Here is a 21,350-nt window from a genome sequence, read left to right as displayed (position 1 = left end):
GCCACCAATCATTGTGTGACTACTGCTTTGACGGGTATGTCATATCATCTAGTAGGAGATGTAAAATGATGGGCAAAACTGTTTCTTCTGAAGAAAACGAAAAGCTAACTAAATGGCTTAAAACAAAACGCCATGAAAAGGGTCATACAATGCGTAGCCTAGCACAAGTGCTAGGAACACCTCACTCATTTATCGGTAAGATTGAAAATCAAGAACGCCGTTTAGATGTTATTGAGTTTGTACGTTACTGTAATGCACTTGAAGTTGATCCGCATGAAGCGCTAGGCTTAATTAAAGCGGATTAATATTGTTTTGCTTAGGGTGTTATAAGGGGCACTTGAATGGCCTAAGCAAATCACGTTAATGCAGGGATGCATTACCTATTTTGATGGTAATTTTGCTCTAACTGATAAAGCTTATGCCTAATCAAATATAAAAATACCAGCGAAGGGATTACCATTAGCGCCGTTAGCACAAAAAATAATGCCCAATTCCCCATTAGCCAATCATCAATAACCACACCACTGTAACTTGAAAGCAATGTGCGCCCTAAATTCCCTAATGAGGCAAGTAAAGCATAATGTGTTGCACTAAATGCCCGGTCGCATAACATCGATATAAACGCCACCATAGCCACTAACGACCAGGCTTGCGTAAAGCCATCAATAACAATAGCAAAAGCGTATAATCCTAAATTAGGGCCAACCAGTGCAATAGCCGAAAATGCTAAGTTAGACCCCGCCATTGCCACACCACTTATAAATAGTCCTTTTACAATGCCGTACTTTTGATTGAATAAGCTGCCCACAAAGGTAAAAGCAATGGTAAGTACGGCTGTGCCTACTTTTGAAAAGGTAGCTATGTCACTGTTACTAAAGCCTATTTCTTTATAAAAAACAATCGACATTCGCCCTAAAAAAGCTTCGCCAATTTTAAATAAGAAAATAAATGCTAATAAGGCAAGGGCTGTTTTTACGCCATTTTTCGCAAAAAAGGTTTTAAAGGGGTCAACCACTGTAACGCCAAGCCAAGCAATCACTTTAGTAAAGGGCGTTTGTTTAATGCTGGCTAGTTTTTCAAGGTATACACGCTCAAGCTCTGCGTGAACAGCTTCTCGGTTTGATTTAGGCTCTTTAGCAAACAACACGCCGCTCATTAGCAGTAACATAACAGCGGCTAAAAAGTAATACACTTGTGGCCAATCTAAAGAGGGGATATCGGCCATGTAAAAAGGAATAGCACCAAGTAATGCATAACCTGTCCACCAACCCGATGTGGCCATAGCAGCAGCGGCAGTGGCTTTGTAAGATTCGTTTTCGCTTAACGTATCTATTCTAAATGCATCAATTGCGATGTCTTGTGTGGCAGAGGCGACTGCGATGAGTAAACACAAGCCGGCGGCAATTGCTAAGTTTGCTTTTAAATCAAGGCCTGCTAAAAGCAGGGTGCCAATAAACATAAAGCTTTGACAAAATATAATCCAGCTGCGACGTTGCCCAAACCATTTGTACAATAAGGGCAGCTTGGTTCTATCAATAAGTGGCGACCACATAAAGTTAATGCTGTATGCGCCAAATACAATACCAAATAAGCCAATCATACTGCGGCTTAGGCCTTCATCTTTTAGCCAAGCCGACATAACTGAGCCAATCAGCACCCATGGAAAACCACTGCTCATACCAAATATAAAAATATTGATTAAACGTTTATCTTTAAAATACGAGAAATATTCGCTTATTGAGAGGGTTTTGCTCATAGGGCCTTCATTGGCGTTGGGTGCAACTTAGTTACACCTCAGTGATTTATAATGGGGTTTGCTCAAGTACTTTAATATTTAAAATAACAACGGGCGTTTTTGGTACAAAGTCGTAGCCAATTTTTTCATTAAAGCCGGTTTCTACAGCCATAATTTTATCTAGCGTGTCGTAACCATCCATTACATTGCCAAACACGGCAAAGCCCCAATCTCTTCCTGGGTTTAAATGATCGTTATCATCCATATTAAAAAAGAACTGGCGAGTTCCTGAATGCGGTTCACGGTCTTGATACGCCATAGCAATGCTGTACATATCATTTTTTAAACCGTTGCCGCTTTCGTTAAATATAGGATCGTTTTCGTGCAGGCCGTCAAGGTCTTTATCGTAGCCACCGCCTTGTATTACAAAGTCACGGTCGTTTTCAACATCACGTTCTACACGGTGGAATATACTGCCTTGGTAACTTTTATCCATTACGTAGGTTAAAAAGTTATTTACTGTAATAGGGGCTTTTGAGCGGTCTAGCTCAACCACAATGCTGCCCAATGACGTGACTATTTCTACACGCGGGAAAATATTGTCTTTTTGTACAAAACGGCCTTCTTGCGCGGCAAAGGTGCTTACACTGAATAGTAGGCTCAAGCAGATTAAAAATTGTTTCATTGTTAACCTTCTAAAAATTCAATTAATTCTGGGTCCGATACAATGCGGGTTATAACTTGTTCCGTCAACTTATTGAGTTGACCTTCAATTTTGGCGCGATCGTGGCTCAGCGGCCCTTCTAAATTTGCGCTGCCGCGGTACACCTTAGTGAAATTACTGGTAGAGCGCAGTACGCGCACACCCAATTCAATGTTCGCTTCGCTGGTATGGCTCATGAGCTTTTCAGTCACTAGTGCTTGTAAGGCATGAATGTCTAGTTCAAAGCGGGTTGTTGCTAGGTTAGAAATACTTGCTCCGTTACGGTTTAGCGCGCTATCTAATACGCTTTTAACAGAGGTAACAATATCTTGGCTTGCAAAGGTTTTAGTCTTATCTGACTCAACAAGCTTAAGGGTTGCGCTATCGCCCCGTAAATCAATGACGCTGGTACTTAAACTGGCTGATATAACACTAATTTGCCCGTTTTTATAAACTGGGTTTAATATCACTTGGTTTGGCTGATTACTGCATGCGCTAAACACCAGCATGGAGCAACAGGCTAAAATAAATTTAGTTAATTTCATTTTATAGCATCCCACTATTTTTAGTTGCGCTGAGCACTACAAACTTTTTGTTTGAACCTAATAGCTTACAGTTACCAAACATACGATTTAATTTATCGTGATAATCTAAATGACGATTACCAATAATACGTAGCTCGCCACCTTCTTTTAATGTGTCTTTAGCTTGTTTAAACATTTGCCACGCAATGTGATCGGTAACGGCTTGGGCTTGGTGAAATGGCGGGTTACACAACACCATATCAACACTGTTTTTTTCAAAGCCGGTTAAGCAATCATTTTCTATAAATTGGCAGTCATCAAATCTATTTGCTTGGTTAAGTTCTACATTTAAACGTGCAGATTCGACCGCCATGTACGACTCATCAACAAAGGTTACCGACGCATTTGGACAGCGTGATAGCGTCATTAACCCCACTACGCCATTACCACAGCCTAAGTCGATAATGCTTTTTGCCTTTGAGGTTTGTGGCAAGTAATTAAAAAAGAACCGTGCACCTATATCTAACGAATCGCGCGAAAACACATTGGCATGGTTCGTTATATTAAAGTCAGTGCCTTCAAGTTGCCAACTGACCGGAAAGTTAGCCGCTTTATAACCGCCTTTTGCTGTACTTAATATCAAACGCGACTTTTTAACGGCCAAGCTTGTTTTGGTCTCGCCAATAAATTGCTCAAACGCTTTTATAGTTGAATTATGTATTTCCTTTGTTTTACCCGCAGCAATAACCGGTGTGCCAGGGGCAAGTACTTCACTTAACTCACTTAATTGAAACTGTAAGAACCCTACGTTACGTGGCACTTTTATTAGTACTAAATCAACCTCTTCAGGCAGCGCAGATAAGCTATCTAACTGTGTAAATTGTGCTGTTGATAGTTTATTTTCTTTTAAATTATAGGCTGCAGCTTGGTGGCTAATATAAGAATCGTTAACTGAACAAACCGTTAATTCACTAAAATAACAGGCCAGGGCACCAAACGCGTCGTTTAAAATGAGTAATGAGCGACAATCAGGGTGATGTTCGTTAACATAATTGATAAGGTACTCATCGGCCGAATCCCATGCTTGTAAGCTGCGGTTTTTTTGATCCAAAGGGAAACGTTCAAGAGTAAATGTTTTATCGCCTAGCTGGGCTTGCGTCGTCATAATGGTTTGTTGATCAGAAATCTAATGTAGGTAAATTCTAACATGCAACGGCAAAACGCCAACCCCCAACAGTTACCAAACGGCTTTTCTTATCAAAGTAAGGCGCTTAGTGCGCAAAAAAGCCTCGATTTATTCTATTATTTACAAAAAAACCTTAACTGGCAGCAGCCTAATGTCACTGTGTATGGCAGAACTGGACCCATACCACGCTTGCAATGCTTTATGAGTGATTTAAATATTGAATGTGGCTACTCACACAGTAAACAATTAGTAGAGCCGTGGGATGATGTACTTTTAGCGATGCGCAAACGTTTAGAGCGACATTTAAACAAGCCGCTTAATTCGCTATTAGTCAATTACTATCGTGATGGTAACGATACTATGGGCTGGCACAGTGATGATGAAATAGAACTCGGCCCAGAGCCTACCATAGTATGTATATCGCTCGGTGCTGAGCGCGTACTCAAGTTAAAACAAAAGGCCACGAATAAAGTCACCGACTTAAAATTACAAAGTGGCAGTTGCTTAGTGATGAGCGGGCATAGTCAGCGCGACTACCAGCACGCAATACCTAAACAAACAACCCTTGCGCACCCACGCATTAGCTTAACGTACCGATTTATTGAGCACATTAAACAAAAGCAATTTAGTTAGTTAAATTAACTTGTTATAGTAGCTGCACAAATTAGTGACTAAATATGGTGTTTTAATGTCAATGCAACAACAAATCCAAGACAAGCTTAGTAGTGCGATTGCCTGTAAGCATTTAAACGTAATTAACGAAAGCCATATGCACAGCGCCGGCACTGAGTCGCATTTTAAAGTGATTGTAGTGAGCGAAGAGTTTGCGGGTAAACGTTTACTGCAGCGTCACCGCCAAATTAACGAAGTACTAAAAGATGAATTAGCAAATCATATACACGCATTAGCTATTCATACTTACACGCCTGATGAATTTACAGAGCAAGGCGGCGAAGCGCCAGACTCACCTGATTGTTTAGGTGGCTCAAAGCTTCATTAATATAAATAGGGTATTTGATCGGTGTTTAACTGATCAGATCAGTGTTTTTAGTATTAGCCTTTAAACTAGCGCTAATTTTTATTGCAAAAGATATAGGATGATCAATGGTCATTAAGCCTAAAATTCGTGGATTTATTTGTACTAACGCACACCCTGTAGGCTGTGCAGAGCATGTTCAAGAACAAATTAACTATGTAAAACAACAAGGCAAATTAAAAGATGCGCCTAAAAATGTACTCGTAATTGGTGCATCTACTGGCTACGGTTTAGCGTCTCGTATTACGGCAGCTTTTGGTGGTGGTGCTAAAACATTGGGTATTTTCTTTGAGAAAGAAGGTACAGAGCGTAAAACGGGTTCTGCTGGTTGGTACAATACAGCAGCATTTCAAGACGCTGCAGATGAAGCTGGGCTTTGGTCAAAAAATATTAATGGCGATGCGTTTTCTAACGAAATTAAGCAAAAGGCAATTGAGACAATCAAAGCAGATTTAGGCAAAGTAGACTGTATTATTTACAGCTTAGCATCACCTCGTCGTACTGATCCCAATACAGGTGAAGTGTATTCATCAACACTTAAGCCAATTGGCAATGGCGTTACCACTAAAAACTTAAATACATCAAAGCGTGTAATTGACGAAGTAACAGTTGAAGCCGCAAGCCAAGATGACATCGACAACACCATTAAAGTGATGGGCGGTGAAGATTGGGAAATGTGGATTGATGCATTAAAAGAAGCCGATGTATTAGCCGATAACTTTAAAACCACTGCGTATACATATATAGGTAAAGAGTTAACGTGGCCAATCTACGGACACGCAACAATAGGTAAAGCAAAAGAAGATTTAGACCGTGCAACGGCTGCAATTAAAGAATCAACAAAGGATTTAAATGGTCAAGCCTATGTATCGTCTTTAAATGCGGTTGTCACTCAGGCAAGCTCTGCAATTCCTATTATGCCGCTATATATCTCTGCTTTATTTAAAGTAATGAAAGCCGATGGCACCTATGAGGGCACTATTGAGCAGATTCATGCTTTATTTAGCGAAAACTTATACGGTGAAAACCCACGCTTTGACGAGGGCGGTCACTTATTCCAAAACTACAAAGAGCTAGAAGACGATGTACAAGCGCGTGTGCAAGCTGTTTGGGATAAAGTAGATACGAGCTCAATTGATGAGCTAACTGATTACGTGGGCTATCATAACGAATTTTTACGTTTATTCGGTTTTGGCATTGACGCTGTTGACTATGAGCAAGATGTAGATGCAGTGAAGCCAATTGCAAACATGATTGACTAAATCATACTGTGTAATTATAAAAAAGTCGCTTATTGCGGCTTTTTTGCTTTTAGTGTTTTAAATATTTTGTGGCCCTTAGGTGCTTCGGCTACCACTTTGGTCTACCTTGATTTTTATTTAAAACACTTAACAAAACTAAATAAGCGTTTCTGTCGTATAATTTTCATAAATACACTCGCATAGTCGTCCATAATGATGTTAAAATCGGAGCAATATGTGAGGAGTTTTACTGCGTTGCTTGTTTGATATTCCTAGCAAGTTGTTCTTTTGTACCTTGATATATCTTGGATAACTCAAATGGCGACGTGGTTGATACGATTTTTCAGTTTCTTTCCGTTAATTAATGCAAGTGCGTATGATCAACATAAAAAAAGGTCTGGATTTACCCATAGAGGGCGCGCCTCAGCAAGTTATTCATGATGGTTCTGCCATCAAACGTGTAGCTGTGCTAGGTGAAGAGTTTATCGGTATGCGTCCAACCATGCATGTTCGTGTGGATGACCAAGTCAAAAAAGGCCAGGTACTTTTTGAAGACAAAAAGAACCCAGGCGTCCTATTTACTGCACCAGCTTCTGGTACAGTAAAAGAAATTAATCGTGGTGCTAAACGTGTGCTGCAATCTGTTGTTATTGAAGTAAACGGCAGTGAGCAAATCACCTTTGACTCTTTCAATGCAGATGAGCTTGCAAGCTTATCGCGTGAAAAAGCCAAAGAAGTACTTGTTCAGTCAGGTCAATGGACAGCACTTCGTGCTCGCCCATTTAGCAAAGTAGCTGCGTTGGATGCAAATCCTAGCTCTATCTTTGTAACCGCTATCGACACAAACCCTCTTGCTGCAGACCCTGCAGTAATTATTGCCGAAAATGCAGCTGCATTTGAAGCGGGTCTTGCTGTTGTTTCGCGTTTGACCGATGGAAAAGTATTTGTATGTAAGCAAGCTGGCAGTCAAGTTCCTAGCTCGTCTATCGCTCAAGTAGAAGTACATGAGTTCGGTGGCGTGCATCCAGCAGGCTTAGTTGGTACTCATATTCATCACCTTGACGCAGTATCTGCGAATAAACAAGTTTGGCATATTGGTTACCAAGACGTTATCGCCTATGGTCACTTATTCCTTACTGGTGAAATCAACACTGACCGTGTAATTTCACTTGCAGGCCCTCGCGTTAAAAATCCTCGTTTAGTGAAAACACAACTAGGTGCTTCATTAGATGATTTAGTGGCAGGCGAATTAGAAGACGGTGATAACCGTGTAATTTCTGGTTCTGTTTTATCTGGCGCTATTTCCTCAGGTCCTCATGCATTCTTGGGTCGCTACCACGTTCAGGTGTCAGTTTTACTTGAAGGTCGCGAAAAAGAGCTGTTTGGTTGGATTGCACCAGGTAGTAATAAATTCTCTGTAACGCGTACATTCCTTTCTCACCTTGCACCGAGTCGTTTATTTAAAATGACAACGTCTACAGGTGGTTCAAAACGTGCCATGGTTCCAATTGGTAGCTACGAGCGCGTAATGCCGTTAGATATTTTGCCAACACTATTATTACGTGACTTAATCGCACGTGATTTAGACAGTGCAATTTCATTAGGCGCGCTTGAACTTGATGAAGAAGATTTAGCGTTATGTACCTTCGTTTGTCCGGGCAAATACGAGTATGGTTCTATCCTACGCGATTGCTTAACAACGATCGAGAAGGAAGGCTAAGAGATGGGTTTAAAGAAATTTTTAGAAGACATTGAGCCGCATTTTGAACCAGGTGGTAAACATGAAAAATGGTACGCCCTGTATGAAGCAGCCGCGACTATTTTTTATACGCCAGGTTATGTAAATAAAGGCGCAACTCACGTTCGCGATAATATCGACCTAAAACGTATGATGATTTTAGTGTGGATGGCGACGTTCCCAGCTATGTTTTTTGGTATGTTCAACATCGGTCACCAGGCCGCAGGTGCTTTAGCACAAGGTTTTGAACTAGCAAACTCTTGGCAGGTTGGTGTGTTCCAGTTATTTGGTGGTGAATTAACTGCTGAGTCGGGCTGGGGCGCTAAAATGTTCTACGGAGCATGTTTCTTCTTACCAATATACGCCGTTACGTTTGCAGTAGGTGGTTTTTGGGAAGTACTATTTGCTTCTGTGCGTAAGCATGAAGTTAACGAAGGTTTCTTCGTAACCTCTGTATTATTTGCACTTATTTTGCCTGCGACAATTCCTTTGTGGCAAGTGGCGTTAGGTATTACGTTTGGTGTGGTTATTGCTAAAGAAATCTTTGGTGGTACAGGGCGTAACTTCTTAAATCCTGCATTAGCGGGCCGTGCGTTTTTATTCTTCGCATACCCTGCACAAATTTCAGGTGACACAGTATGGACTGCAGTAGACTCGTTCTCTGGTGCAACTATGCTAGGTCAAGCGTTTGTAGGCACTCTTGATTACAGCAACATGGAGCTATGGTGGAATGCGTTTTACGGTTTCATTCAAGGTTCTGTAGGTGAAACATCTACCCTTGCTGTGCTTATTGGTGGCTTATTCTTAATTTACGTTCGCATCGCTTCTTGGCGCATTGTACTAGGTGTATTCCTAGGTATGGTGGCAACTGCATTCTTATTAAATGCAATTGGCTCTGAGAGCAACCCTGTATTTGCAATGCCTTGGCATTGGCATTTAGTACTGGGTGGTTTTGCATTTGGTATGTTCTTTATGGCTACTGACCCTGTATCAGCTGCATTTACCGATAAAGGTAAGTTCGCATACGGCGCGCTTATTGGCTTTATGGTAGTTATGATCCGTGTAGTAAACCCTGCTTTCCCAGAAGGCATGATGCTAGCAATTTTATTTGCTAACTTATTTGCTCCACTGTTCGATCACTTTGTAGTGCAAGCTAATATCAAGCGGAGGTTGGCACGTAATGTCTAGTAATAACGAATCAATCGGCAAAACGTTAACGGTTGTTGTTGCACTATGTTTAGTGTGTGCAATTATTGTATCGTTTGCTTCTGTACAGCTTCGTCCTTTACAGCAAGCTAATAAAACTCAAGATATTCAACGTAATATCTTAGCAGCAGCTGATATTGAAATTGCAAGTTCTGTATCTGACACATTCGATGGCAAAATCGAAGCACGTGTTGTGGATATGGACACTGGCGAGTTTGTTGAAGGTGCTGATCCTAACTCATTTGATTTCGAAAAAACGAAATTCGATCAACAAAGAAGTTTTGCACTTAAAGCAGAAGGGATTAAGGACATCGCTGGGATTCAGCGTATGACTAAAAACTCACCTGTTTACATCTCTAAAAAAGAAGATGGCTCTACAGATGCAATCATTTTACCTATCCAAGGTTACGGCCTTTGGGGTGTTATGTACGGTTTCTTAGCGCTTGAAAGCGATGGCGAAACAGTTAAAAACATCAACTTCTACAAGCATAGCGAAACACCAGGCCTGGGTGGCGAAATTCAAAACCCACAATGGACAGCTAAATGGCAAGGTAAAGAGTTACCTATTAACATTATGAAAAGCGGTGCTAGCAACGAACATCAAATTGATGGTTTATCAGGTGCTACACTAACTTCTAATGGTGTTGATCACACAGTTGACTTTTGGACTGGTGAAAACGGCTTTGGTCCTTTCCTTGCGAAGGTACGTGAAGGAGCGTTGAAATAATGGCTGATACTAAAGAAATGAAATCGGTCCTATTTGGTCCGGTTTTAGCTAACAACCCAATCGCATTACAAGTACTTGGTATTTGTTCTGCTCTGGCGGTAACGTCTAGCTTAAAAAATGCCTTAATCATGTCAATTGCATTGACATTAGTAACGGCGTTTTCTAGCTTGTTCATTTCAAGCATTCGTAACCACATACCTTCATCAGTACGTATTATCGTACAGATGACGATCATTGCTTCACTAGTAATTGTTGTAGACCAAGTATTACAAGCATTCTCTTACGCTACGGCAAAAGAGCTTTCTGTATTCGTTGGCCTAATTATTACTAACTGTATTGTTATGGGTCGTGCTGAAGCGTACGCAATGAAGTCGCCACCACTTATGTCATTTTTAGATGGCATTGGTAATGGTCTAGGCTACTCAGTGGTATTACTTACTGTTGGTTTCATTCGTGAGCTATTTGGTAAGGGAACACTATTCGGTGTTGATATTATCCCATTAGTACAAGATGGTGGTTGGTATCAACCTATGGGTCTATTGATTTTACCACCGAGTGCATTCTTCATCATTGGTTTATTCATATGGGTACTTCGTACTTATAAGAAAGACCAAGTAGAAGCTAAAGCGTAAGGGGCAAGCAGTGGAACATTATATTAGTTTATTTGTAAAAGCGGTTTTTATTGAAAACTTAGCTTTAGCTTTCTTCCTAGGTATGTGTACTTTCTTAGCTGTATCTAAAAAAGTAACTACATCAATTGGCCTAGGTGTAGCCGTTATTGTTGTACTAGGTATCTCTGTACCAGTAAATAACTTGGTTTACCATGCCGTACTTGCACCAGGTGCATTAGAGTGGCTTGGTTACCCTGAAGCAGACCTTAGCTTTTTACGTTTCTTAACTTTCATTGGTGTTATTGCAGCACTAGTGCAAATTTTGGAAATGGCATTAGATAAGTTTTTCCCTGCACTTTACAACGCATTAGGTATCTTCTTACCACTAATCACAGTTAACTGTGCAATTTTTGGTGCGGTATCATTCATGGTTGAGCGTAACTATAACTTCGGTGAGTCTGTTGTTTATGGTGTTGGCGCTGGTGTTGGTTGGGCGCTTGCAATTACATTGCTTGCAGGTATCCGTGAGAAAATGAAATATTCAGACGTGCCAGATGGCCTACGTGGTTTAGGTATTACCTTCATCACTGTTGGTTTAATGGGTCTTGGCTTTATGTCATTCTCTGGTATTTCACTGTAAAGGTAGCGAGGATAAATCATGAGTTATGAGATTTTCTTAGGCGTTGGTGTTTTCATCGCTATCGTTGTACTACTAGTTTTAGTTATCATTGGTGCTAAATCTAAGTTAGTTGCAAGCGGTGACATCATCATCGGTATTAATGGCGATCCAGATAAAGCCATTAAAACATCAGCAGGTAGCAAGCTTTTAGGCGCGCTATCTGAATCAGGTATTTTCGTATCATCTGCATGTGGTGGCGGTGGCTCTTGTGGTCAGTGTCGTGTACACATTAAAGAAGGTGGTGGCGATATTTTACCAACAGAACTTGATCACATTTCTAAAGGTGAAGCCCGTGAAGGCTGTCGTTTAGCGTGTCAGGTAAATGTTAAAAACGACATGGAAATTGAACTTGAAGAGTCAATTTTCGGTGTTAAAAAATGGGATTGTGAAGTTATCTCTAACGATAACAAAGCAACGTTCATTAAAGAGCTTAAGCTACAAATTCCAGATGGCGAATCAGTGCCTTTCCGTGCGGGTGGTTACATCCAAATCGAAGCGCCTGCTCACCATGTTAAATACGCAGATTTCGATATTCCTGAAGAGTATCGTGGCGACTGGAATCACTTTGGTTTCTTCGACCTGGAGTCAAAAGTAGACGACGAAACTATTCGTGCATACTCAATGGCTAACTACCCAGAAGAAGAAGGCATTATCATGCTTAACGTGCGTATTGCTACGCCGCCGCCAAGAAATCTAAGCCTACCATGTGGTAAAATGTCATCGTACATTTGGTCACTTAAAAAAGGCGACAAGGTTACTATTTCAGGTCCATTTGGTGAGTTCTTCGCTAAAGACACTGACGCTGAAATGGTATTCGTAGGTGGTGGTGCAGGTATGGCACCAATGCGTTCACATATCTTTGACCAACTTAAGCGTTTAAATTCTAAGCGTAAGATTAGTTTCTGGTATGGTGCACGTTCTGAGCGTGAAATGTTCTATGTTGAAGATTTCGACGGCTTAGCAGCTGAAAACGATAACTTTGTATGGCATACCGCATTGTCTGATCCACAACCAGAAGATAACTGGGAAGGTTACACAGGCTTTATCCATAACGTACTTTATGAAAACTACTTGAAAGATCATGAAGCGCCAGAAGATTGTGAGTTCTACATGTGTGGTCCTCCAATGATGAACGCGGCTGTTATCGGCATGCTTAAAGACCTAGGTGTAGAAGACGAAAACATCTTACTAGATGACTTCGGTGGCTAACACCCATATCAAAACAACTTAGTTTTGGTTAAAATACAGGCCTCGTCGCACTTTGTGCTACGGGGCTTTTTTATTTTATTTTACATGGGCTAATTTAATGAACAGAGTAAGCAGTTCTCAAGGCGTTATCAGTATTTTTTTATTAACTATAATGCTATTTATCTCTGGCTGTGGGGCTGATAAAACACCTCAGGAGGTATTTTTAGAAGGCAAAACGATGGGCACTACCTATCATATTAAATACTTTGCCGACGATGAAAACATTGATGCCACTAAGTTACAGCAGCAAATAGATGATGAGCTAAAAGCAGTGAATCAGTCTATGTCTACGTATATTCCAGACTCTGAAATTAACACCTTTAATAAACTACCCGCCAATCAGGTTATGCCAATTAGTGAAGATTTTAGGGCTGTGGTGAGTGAGTCGATTCGTTTAGGTAAGTCGACCAAAACGCTTGATGTAACGATGGGCCCATTAATAGATTTATGGGGCTTTGGACCTGATAAAAAACCAACTAAGCGCCCAAGTGATGAAGCACTTGCTGCAATGATTGAAAAAATTGGTGTAGATAAACTCAACCTTACTGAGCAGGGCCTTGCTAAAACAGTTGATGGTTTAGAATTGTCGTTTTCGGCCACAGCGAAAGGGTATGGCATTGATAAAGTAGCGCAATTACTTGAAAGTCAAAATATTAGTAACTACATGGTAGAAATAGGTGGGGAGCTGCGCATTGGCGGTGAAAAGCCAAATAACCAAGACTGGAAAATCGCGATAGAGCAGCCAGATGCGCCACCAGGCGAGCGAAAAGTTCACCGTGTATTAACGCCCGGTACGAATGGCATTGCAACATCAGGTGACTACCGTATTTTTTATAAAATGGATGGCGAAACCTACACCCATTTAATAGACCCTGTAACAGGCATGCCCATCAAACATGACTTAGTGTCGGTTACTGTATTACACCCTAGTGCAATGACCGCAGATGGCTTAGCAACGGCATTAACGGTTATGGGAATGGATGATGCTAAAGCATATGCTGAAAAGCACGATTTACCAGTGTACTTAATGGCTAAATCAGACAAAGGCATTGTGACTTACGCGAGCACTGCATTTAAACCTTATTTGTAATATAATGGCGTTTAGCTAACACTTTATTAGTGCTAAACGCATATTTCACTCGATTTTTTGAGATAGACTTCTCTCGCATCTATGTGGGTTTTGGGTGTATAATTTAGCGGTCGCTCAACAATGTTTGAGCATAATTTATTGCTGATCAATAGGGGCTAAGCAATGTCACTTTTTCTTCTTACATTTGGTTTATTAATTTTAATCGTGATAGCTATGGCTGTTGGTATGATCGTGCAAAGAAAATCTATGGCAAGTAGTTGCGGTGGATTAGGCTCGGTAGGTATTGATAAAGCCTGTGATTGTGACGATCCTTGTGATAAGCGTAAAAAGCGTATGGCTAAAGAGCAAGCCTGGAAAGAAAACCAAATTATTTAAGCAGTAGCTTAACGACAAAAAGCGCCTTATGGCGCTTTTTTTGTACCTGTATATTTTGTGCCCAGATTATGTTTTAAATAAACACAAGCTTAATGTATTAGACCAAGGTCTATAGTTTAGTTTTTTTCACCTATTAGGTTTATTTTTCTCGTTTGTCAAATTGGAGCTAACACTCTAAAGTTTAACCATAGACACGGAGCAAGGCTCTCGTCATAAGCTAGAGGCATGAAGTTAGCCTCGCTTAAAAGAATCTTTATATTGTGTGTGAAGATGTTGTCAGTGTGAAAGGCAACTCAAGGTCGGTGGTGACCGGTTTTGAGTTGTTTTTATTCCCTACAATTGCCACGCAGTGTAAACCAAAAATCTTTATATTGTGTGTGAAGATGTTGTCAGTGTGAAAGGCAACTCAAGGTCGGTGGTGACCGGTTTTGAGTTGTTTTTATCCTCTACAATTGCCACGCAGTGTAAACCAAAAATCTTTATATTGTGTGTGAAGATGTTGTCAGTGTGAAAGGCAACTCAAGGTTGGTGGTGACCGGTTTTGAGTTGTTTTTATTCCCTACAATTGCCACGCAGTGTAAACCAAGAATCTTTATATGTGTGTGAAGATGTTGTCAGTGTGAAAGGCGGCTCAAGTTCGGTGGTGACTGAATTTGGGCTGTTTTTGTTTGTGCGGCTTTATTTTTAACTTCATTAATCCCCCCTTATCTCTACTCCTCAAGCTTCCTAAATATAAAATATTTATAAACTAAGTTATTATTTTTATTATGTTATTTTTTGTTAACAAAATAGCAGCGAAAGCTTAACGCAAAACTTTATATTTTTTGTTGAACCGAAAACTGTCTTTGTTATACTCAGCATCGAACTTTCAGTAAGTTTTGAAAGTTTATTTGATACGGATCAATTCTCACTAGGTAAATGTGTGCTAGCCGGGTTTGATTGTATTTAGCACCTCGTTTTAGGGCTTACAGCAGCAATGTTTTTTTAATTTTTCCATTGCGCGCTTTATTACTCTAATTTTGTTATTAGTCATTTAGTAGGTTAATGTCTTTGAACACACTTTCTTTGCATCATACAAATACGGCTTTTGCTTCTAGCAAACCGCAAACGTGTGAACGCTTGAATAAAGCGGGCAAGGGCGTGTGTGTCGCTATAACATTATTAGTGTTTAATACGGTAATGCTGCTAAGTGGTGCATTAGAGGATGCCTTTCAGCTTGAAGCGTTGTTTAGCAATGGCTCTATTGTTGAGCCTGTTTTGCTGCACATTACGCAATTTTTAGCTCATCCGATCATATCTAGTCAGTTACTCATTGGCCTTTGCTGGTTATTGTTCCATATTTTTCCGGCGCGTCGTGCTGGAATAATCCTTCGTAAAGCCGCTTTCGCTTTTCGCGAGGCAAAAGTACACCAACCTGTGTCCGCTGCACATGGTTGTCGTGCTCCACCTAGCTTTACAGGTTGTCTGTAAGGCTTCACTTGTTGCTGGTTTTAATTATTTTTTCTTGCTGTAAATAATTAAAGTTTGCATTAGCAATGTAGCCGCGTGTTTTAAACACGTCAGCCAACCAACACTCACCCAAGTTAACTTTTATTACGTTATATAAATGCGTTTAGAAGCTGGGTTTGTTGCTAGGTATTTTTTGCATCCACTTGCAGCGGGTTCAGTCCCCTTTATTTTTATAATTTAGTGCTAGTTAACTTGGGTTTTTATTGAAAAATCGTTGCTTAATTTTTATTCAAAGCAGCAAATTAAAACTCTAGGTTTGTAGGATACTCCCTTGTTAATTCGTAACCTTTGTAATATTGCTTTAGCTAGTACGGTGCTGGCGTTGTCAGGCTGTAAAGGCGGGATACTCGATCCAAAAGGCCAAATAGGTATTGATGAGAAAAACTTAATCATCATTGCTACTGTCCTTATGCTGCTCGTAGTAATCCCCGTTATTGTGATGACTTTGTATTTCGCATGGAAATACCGAGACACACAAGATCATGAAATTTATGCACCAAAATGGGCTCATTCAAATAAGATTGAAGCCGTTGTTTGGGCTGTTCCTATTGTTATCGTTATTATTTTAGGTGTTATTACCTGGCAGTCTACCCAAGACTTAGACCCCTATAAACCTATTGAAGGTAAAGGCGAGCACCTCACTGTAGAGGTGGTTTCATTAAACTGGAAGTGGCTATTTATTTACCCAGAGCAAGGTATTGCAACGGTAAATGAATTGGTATTTCCGGCTAATGTACCTGTTGAATACAAAATCACTTCACAAAGCACAATGAACTCATTTTTTATTCCTCAGCTAGGTAGTCAAATTTATTCTATGGCAGGCATGGAAACCAAGCTTCATTTAATCGCAAACGAGCCGGGTACATTTAAAGGCTTTTCTGCTAATTACAGTGGCGCAGGTTTTACCGGTATGAAGTTCAATGCCATTGCCACCCCAACACAAGCTGATTTTGACACGTGGGTAACAAGCGTTAAAGCCAATGCTAACAACCTCACTCATGCCAATTATGTTGAGCTTGCAAAAGCCAGTGAAAACAATCCTGTTGCCTATTATGGCAAGGTCGACGACGGCCTATTTCATACCATTGTGATGAAGTATATGCAGGCACATGGCGATATGAACAAAAAACATCAAGCGATGAGCGAACATGGGCAAATGAGCAAAAAGCACCATGAAATGAATAAACACGCAATGCCTTTATCTCACAGCCAGGGCGAGGAATAATAATGTCGTTTTTAGGTAAACTTTCACTCGACGCAATTCCGTTTCATGAGCCAATTATAATGGTTACCATGACGGTGATAGCGATTGCCGGGCTTATTATCGCCGGGCTTATTACTAAATATAAAAAGTGGGGCGTGCTTTGGCACGACTGGATCACCTCTGTTGATCATAAACGCTTAGGCGTAATGTACATCTTTTTAGCATTAATAATGCTGTTTCGTGGTTTTTCTGATGCCATTATGATGCGTGCGCAGTTAGCACTTGCTACCAGTGGTGCGCCAGGTTATTTACCTCCTGAGCATTACGACCAAATATTTACAGCGCACGGCGTTATCATGATCATATTTATGGCTATGCCATTTATGATTGGCCTAATGAACATTGTATTGCCACTGCAAATTGGTGCTCGCGATGTTGCTTTTCCATTTTTAAATAATTTAAGTTTTTGGTTTACAGCCAGCGGCGCCATTTTAATTAACTTGTCGCTTGTATTTGGTGAGTTTGCAAAAACAGGTTGGGTGGCGTATCCGCCGCTTTCGGAGCTGACCTTTAGCCCTGGGGTGGGGGTCGATTATTATATATGGGCCTTGCAAATATCCGGACTCGGTACGCTTTTAACGGCAGTAAACTTTTTAGTTACTGTGTTTAAAATGCGTGCCCCAGGTATGACCCTAATGAAAATGCCAATTTTTACATGGGCATGTACATGGGCAAATATCTTAATTGCAGCCTCTTTCCCTATTTTAACTGCTGTGCTGGGCATGCTAACGCTTGACCGTTACCTTGATTTTCATTTTTTTACCAATGCAGCGGGCGGCAACGCCATGATGTACATCAACCTGTTTTGGGCGTGGGGTCACCCTGAGGTTTATATTTTAGTACTGCCTGCGTTTGGCATTTTTTCTGAAATTATCTCAACCTTTGCCGGTAAACGTTTATTTGGTTACAAATCGATGGTGTATGCCAGCGGTGCAATCTCTATTTTAGGTTTTATTGTTTGGCTACACCACTTTTTCACCATGGGGTCGAGTGCAAACGTTAATGCGTTCTTTGGGGTAATGACCATGGTTATTGCCGTCCCTACTGGCGTTAAGTTATTCAACTGGTTGTTTACCATTTACCGCGGCCGTTTACGCATCAGCGTTCCGGTGCTTTGGACATTAGGCTTTATGGTTACCTTTACAGTAGGCGGTATGACCGGCGTACTATTGGCTATTCCGGGTGCCGATTACGTGTTGCATAACAGTTTATTCTTAATTGCGCATTTCCATAACACAATTATTGGTGGCGCTGTATTTGGCTACCTTGCAGGTTTTGTATTCTGGTTCCCTAAAGCAATGGGCTTTAAGCTTAGCGAAAAATGGGGTAAAGCGTCTTTTTGGTGTTGGATAGTTGGTTTCTTCGTGGCGTTCATGCCTTTGTATGTACTTGGTTTCTTAGGTATGACTCGTCGCTTAAACCACACTAATAACCCAGATTGGAACATATGGTTATACATTGCAGCAGGCGGTGCTGTCATTATTATGTTTGGTATTATTTTCCAAGCCGTGCAGTTATTCGTTAGCTTTAGAGACCGCGAAGCACTTGACGATACAACAGGCGATCCATGGAACGCACATACCCTTGAGTGGGCAACCAGCTCACCACCGCAAGTATACAACTTTGCCACTATTCCACATGTTGATGATATTGATGCCTGGACCGACATGAAAGAAAAAGGCCAAGCGTATAAAACAAAAGCAAGCTACAGCCCAATTCATATGCCTAAAAATACCTCAGCGGGTGTATTTATGGCAGCAAGTTTAACAGCATTTTGTTTTGCCATGATTTGGCACATCTGGTGGTTAGCCGCTGTAGGTTTTGTTGGCGCAATTGCCTTATTTATTAAGCGTTGTTACACCAGCGATGTTGATTACTATATACAACCTGATGAAATTGCACGTATTGAAGCTGCGTATAATTCTAGTGGAAATAAGGAGCTAAGCGCGTGAGTACACTATCTGCGAATGTAGAAAATGCCCATTTAGACTCAGTCTCGCACGATGATCATACACATGAGCATCACGACACATCGGGCGATACGATATTTGGCTTTTGGTTATACCTAATGACCGATTGCCTATTATTTGCCTCGTTTTTTGCCACTTACGCCGTGCTGTTTATGAACACAGCCGGCGGTGTATCAGGTAAAGACATTTTTGAACTCGACTTTGTTGCAGTAGAAACTGCTGCGCTACTTATTAGTAGTATTACCTTTGGCTTTGCCATGATTGCCGCACAAGGGCAAAAAAAGGCACTCACACTCACCTGGTTGTTTATCACCTTTTGTTTAGGCGCTGTGTTTATAGGCATGGAAATTTACGAATTTCATCACTTAATTGTGCACGGTAATGGTCCACAGCAAAGTGCCTTTTTAACCTCATTCTTCTCGTTAGTAGGCTTACATGGTTTACACGTAACAGCGGGTCTAATTTGGATGAGTATTATGATGATAGAAGTGGCTAAACGTGGTTTAGGTAAACCAACCGTAACGCGTTTAAGCTGCCTAAGCCTATTTTGGCACTTCTTAGACATTGTTTGGATTTGTGTATTTACCGTTGTTTATTTAATGGGAGCAATGTAATGAGCCACAGCGAAGCGCACGCGTTAAAGCAAATGCAAAACGAGCACCATGATGAATCTCATGGCAGCGTTAAAACGTACTTAATAGGCTTTGTGCTATCAATAATTTTGACCGCCATACCGTTTTACATGGTAATGGAAGGCGACTTTTCAAAAGTAACAACGCTTTGGAGCATTGTGACTTTAGCGATTGTACAAATTTGGGTGCACTTAAAATACTTTTTACACCTTAATTTTACGACAGAAGATGGCCGTGCAAGTACCTTTTCATTTTTATTCAGCGCCCTAATTATCGTCATGGTTGTTGGGTTATCGGTTTGGATAATTTACGAATCTAACGCAATGATGATGTACTAGGAGTTAAAGATGTTTCGTCGTTATTTATCAGTGACTAAGCCGGGCATTATTATGGGTAACCTTATTAGCGTGGCAGGCGGTTTTTTACTTGCCTCGCGCGGAGATATAGACCCATGGTTAATGGTTGTTACGCTTATTGGCTTGTCACTTGTGGTTGCATCGGGCTGTGCTATCAACAATGTAATTGATAGAGACATAGATGTAGCCATGGCACGTACGCGTACGCGGGTGACAGTAACAGGCGAAATGTCGGCCTTTGCTGCACTGAGTCACGGTGTTTTGTTGGGGGTTGTAGGTTTTGGGTTACTCATTGCTTACACCACACAAGCCGCGGTATTTTTTGCAGCGTTTGGCTATGTCATTTATGTTGGGGTTTATAGCCTTTACATGAAACGCAACTCTGTTTATGGCACGTTTGTAGGCAGTCTTTCAGGCGCTGTGCCTCCTGTGGTAGGTTACTGCGCTGTAACAGGGCAGTTCGATATGGGCGCGTTAATATTATTGGTTATGTTTAGCTTGTGGCAAATGCCGCACTCATATGCCATTGCTATTTTTCGCTTTAAAGATTACCAAGCCGCAGGTATCCCCGTATTACCCGTAGCGCAAGGTATTGATAAAGCGAAGCGCCATATTGTACTTTATATTGCTGTGTACGCTTTAGTTGTCATGCTATTACCAATAAGTGGCTACACCGGCGCTGCCTTTATGGCCGTGGCGTGTATTACCAGCTTTTGGTGGTTACTTATGGCACTGCGTGGCTATCGCCGTAATATTAATTTAACGAGCTGGGCACGCCAAGTGTTTGCTTTTTCTATTATAAATATTACAGCACTCAGTATAGCCATGGCCGTTGACTACCACAGTGCAGCGCCACAACTGCTTACACTAATATAATTTTAAAACTTTACATTTCCAAAGTTAATCCAAAGGCTCGAAAGGGCCTTTTTTTATGCCTAAAATAGCTGGGCAATAGAGTGTTTATGAGCTTGCTTTAGGTTTTCTTTTATTTGGGCTCTAATTTCTGCTGATTTATTTTGGCTTAGCTTAAAGTTTCCACTCCAATGAGTGGGAGTAAACTCTATAAAACTTAATTGTTGGTACATTGCTTGGCGACTGCGTATAGGCATATCATTAATATTCCACATGGGCTTAAAGGTTTGCTCAAAATGGGTTGTTAGTTGATTCATTATTTTTTCTTTCTCAATGTCACTTTTAATAATCACTACCTTTGCAGTTATTTGCACCGATGCGTAAAGCCAGCTCGGCAGTGTTTTATTATTGCTATAAGAGGGAGATAGGTAACAATTGTCACCATTAAAAAGTAATTTTACAGAGTGTTTATCACAATGCGTCAGAGGGTTATTTTTTGCTACGTGAGCCATAAATATATTCCGTGAGGGCTCATATAATACAGGTACTTGGCATATAGTATTTAAGTCACTTTGCGAGTTGGGCATTAAAATACTCGCTAGCGGAAATTGCCTAACCAATGCCTTTAAGCGTTTTATATCATTTTCCTGAAAATGCATCGGTGGGTA

At 40.8% G+C, this 21,350-nt stretch carries 23 protein-coding genes; 18 read left to right on the top strand and 5 right to left on the bottom strand.

Annotated elements, in window-relative coordinates; genetic code table 11:
* Positions 1-65: 65 nt before the first annotated feature.
* Positions 66-305, top strand: a complete 240-nt coding sequence (locus tag AN393_RS05810) for a helix-turn-helix domain-containing protein (RefSeq protein WP_004587151.1) — start codon at positions 66-68, stop codon at positions 303-305.
* A gap of 71 nt (positions 306-376) precedes the next feature.
* On the opposite strand, the gene AN393_RS05805 is transcribed toward AN393_RS05810, so the two are convergent.
* From AN393_RS05805 to AN393_RS05790, 4 genes are read right to left on the bottom strand one after another with little or no spacing between them, the layout of a single operon-like run.
* The gene (locus tag AN393_RS05805) at positions 377-1,756 is read right to left on the bottom strand and encodes an AmpG family muropeptide MFS transporter (protein ID WP_055014961.1); all 1,380 of its coding nucleotides are present in this window, start codon (positions 1,754-1,756) and stop codon (positions 377-379) included.
* Between the two features lie 46 nt (positions 1,757-1,802).
* Positions 1,803-2,420, bottom strand: coding sequence for a peptidylprolyl isomerase (locus AN393_RS05800; protein ID WP_055014962.1), 618 nt, complete (start codon positions 2,418-2,420; stop codon positions 1,803-1,805).
* 2 nt (positions 2,421-2,422) lie between these two features.
* A complete protein-coding gene (locus AN393_RS05795; RefSeq protein ID WP_055014963.1) occupies positions 2,423-2,983 on the bottom strand; it encodes a YajG family lipoprotein in 561 nt (186 codons plus the stop codon).
* Position 2,984: 1 nt separating this feature from the next.
* Positions 2,985-4,127: a methyltransferase gene (locus AN393_RS05790; protein ID WP_055014964.1), complete on the bottom strand. Its 1,143-nt coding sequence runs from the start codon at positions 4,125-4,127 to the stop codon at positions 2,985-2,987.
* 42 nt (positions 4,128-4,169) lie between these two features.
* Here AN393_RS05790 and AN393_RS05785 point away from each other — a divergent pair, with 42 nt between their 5' ends.
* The 17 genes from AN393_RS05785 to cyoE all read left to right on the top strand — a co-directional run bounded on the left by AN393_RS05785 (position 4,170) and on the right by cyoE (position 20,706).
* Positions 4,170-4,781 (top strand): alpha-ketoglutarate-dependent dioxygenase AlkB, encoded by a 612-nt coding sequence (locus AN393_RS05785; RefSeq protein ID WP_055017577.1) that lies wholly within the window; start codon positions 4,170-4,172, stop codon positions 4,779-4,781.
* A gap of 55 nt (positions 4,782-4,836) precedes the next feature.
* Positions 4,837-5,148, top strand: a complete 312-nt coding sequence (locus AN393_RS05780) for a BolA family transcriptional regulator (RefSeq protein WP_055017576.1) — start codon at positions 4,837-4,839, stop codon at positions 5,146-5,148.
* Between the two features lie 104 nt (positions 5,149-5,252).
* Entirely contained in the window at positions 5,253-6,446 is a 1,194-nt protein-coding gene (fabV, locus tag AN393_RS05775) for an enoyl-ACP reductase FabV (RefSeq protein ID WP_055017575.1), read from the top strand.
* 355 nt (positions 6,447-6,801) lie between these two features.
* Complete coding sequence (locus AN393_RS05770; protein ID WP_055014968.1) at positions 6,802-8,145, top strand: Na(+)-translocating NADH-quinone reductase subunit A; 1,344 nt, start codon at positions 6,802-6,804, stop codon at positions 8,143-8,145.
* A gap of 3 nt (positions 8,146-8,148) precedes the next feature.
* On the top strand, positions 8,149-9,351 hold the full coding sequence (locus AN393_RS05765; protein ID WP_055014969.1) for an NADH:ubiquinone reductase (Na(+)-transporting) subunit B: 1,203 nt from the start codon (positions 8,149-8,151) through the stop codon (positions 9,349-9,351).
* Positions 9,344-10,096 (top strand): Na(+)-translocating NADH-quinone reductase subunit C, encoded by a 753-nt coding sequence (locus AN393_RS05760; RefSeq protein WP_055014970.1) that lies wholly within the window; start codon positions 9,344-9,346, stop codon positions 10,094-10,096. The genes AN393_RS05765 and AN393_RS05760 overlap by 8 nt, the downstream gene beginning before the upstream one ends.
* Positions 10,096-10,728 (top strand): NADH:ubiquinone reductase (Na(+)-transporting) subunit D, encoded by a 633-nt coding sequence (locus AN393_RS05755; protein WP_004587140.1) that lies wholly within the window; start codon positions 10,096-10,098, stop codon positions 10,726-10,728. The genes AN393_RS05760 and AN393_RS05755 overlap by 1 nt, the downstream gene beginning before the upstream one ends.
* A gap of 10 nt (positions 10,729-10,738) precedes the next feature.
* The gene (nqrE, locus tag AN393_RS05750; protein ID WP_004587139.1) at positions 10,739-11,347 is read left to right on the top strand and encodes an NADH:ubiquinone reductase (Na(+)-transporting) subunit E; all 609 of its coding nucleotides are present in this window, start codon (positions 10,739-10,741) and stop codon (positions 11,345-11,347) included.
* A gap of 18 nt (positions 11,348-11,365) precedes the next feature.
* Positions 11,366-12,595: an NADH:ubiquinone reductase (Na(+)-transporting) subunit F gene (nqrF, locus tag AN393_RS05745; protein WP_055014971.1), complete on the top strand. Its 1,230-nt coding sequence runs from the start codon at positions 11,366-11,368 to the stop codon at positions 12,593-12,595.
* A gap of 97 nt (positions 12,596-12,692) precedes the next feature.
* Entirely contained in the window at positions 12,693-13,724 is a 1,032-nt protein-coding gene (locus AN393_RS05740; protein WP_055014972.1) for an FAD:protein FMN transferase, read from the top strand.
* 162 nt (positions 13,725-13,886) lie between these two features.
* Positions 13,887-14,099 carry a (Na+)-NQR maturation NqrM gene (nqrM, locus tag AN393_RS05735; protein ID WP_004587136.1) on the top strand — a complete coding sequence of 71 codons (213 nt, stop codon included), beginning with the start codon at positions 13,887-13,889 and terminating at the stop codon, positions 14,097-14,099.
* A 1,050-nt stretch (positions 14,100-15,149) separates the two neighbouring features.
* Complete coding sequence (locus AN393_RS05730; RefSeq protein ID WP_055016845.1) at positions 15,150-15,569, top strand: hypothetical protein; 420 nt, start codon at positions 15,150-15,152, stop codon at positions 15,567-15,569.
* Between the two features lie 310 nt (positions 15,570-15,879).
* The gene (gene cyoA, locus AN393_RS05725) at positions 15,880-16,833 is read left to right on the top strand and encodes a ubiquinol oxidase subunit II (protein ID WP_055016846.1); all 954 of its coding nucleotides are present in this window, start codon (positions 15,880-15,882) and stop codon (positions 16,831-16,833) included.
* 2 nt (positions 16,834-16,835) lie between these two features.
* Positions 16,836-18,824 carry a cytochrome o ubiquinol oxidase subunit I gene (cyoB, locus tag AN393_RS05720; RefSeq protein ID WP_055016847.1) on the top strand — a complete coding sequence of 663 codons (1,989 nt, stop codon included), beginning with the start codon at positions 16,836-16,838 and terminating at the stop codon, positions 18,822-18,824.
* Complete coding sequence (gene cyoC / locus AN393_RS05715; protein WP_055017574.1) at positions 18,821-19,456, top strand: cytochrome o ubiquinol oxidase subunit III; 636 nt, start codon at positions 18,821-18,823, stop codon at positions 19,454-19,456. The genes cyoB and cyoC overlap by 4 nt, the downstream gene beginning before the upstream one ends.
* Positions 19,456-19,812, top strand: a complete 357-nt coding sequence (gene cyoD, locus AN393_RS05710; protein WP_004587444.1) for a cytochrome o ubiquinol oxidase subunit IV — start codon at positions 19,456-19,458, stop codon at positions 19,810-19,812. The genes cyoC and cyoD overlap by 1 nt, the downstream gene beginning before the upstream one ends.
* A gap of 9 nt (positions 19,813-19,821) precedes the next feature.
* Positions 19,822-20,706 carry a heme o synthase gene (gene cyoE, locus AN393_RS05705; protein WP_055017573.1) on the top strand — a complete coding sequence of 295 codons (885 nt, stop codon included), beginning with the start codon at positions 19,822-19,824 and terminating at the stop codon, positions 20,704-20,706.
* Positions 20,707-20,765: 59 nt separating this feature from the next.
* On the opposite strand, the gene AN393_RS05700 is transcribed toward cyoE, so the two are convergent.
* A complete protein-coding gene (locus AN393_RS05700) occupies positions 20,766-21,341 on the bottom strand; it encodes an FMN-binding negative transcriptional regulator (protein WP_327077726.1) in 576 nt (191 codons plus the stop codon).
* Positions 21,342-21,350 lie beyond the last annotated feature (9 nt).

Source organism: Pseudoalteromonas sp. P1-25 (assembly GCF_001401805.1).
Lineage (GTDB): Bacteria > Pseudomonadota > Gammaproteobacteria > Enterobacterales > Alteromonadaceae > Pseudoalteromonas.
This window is presented reverse-complemented; position numbering and strand designations above follow the sequence as displayed.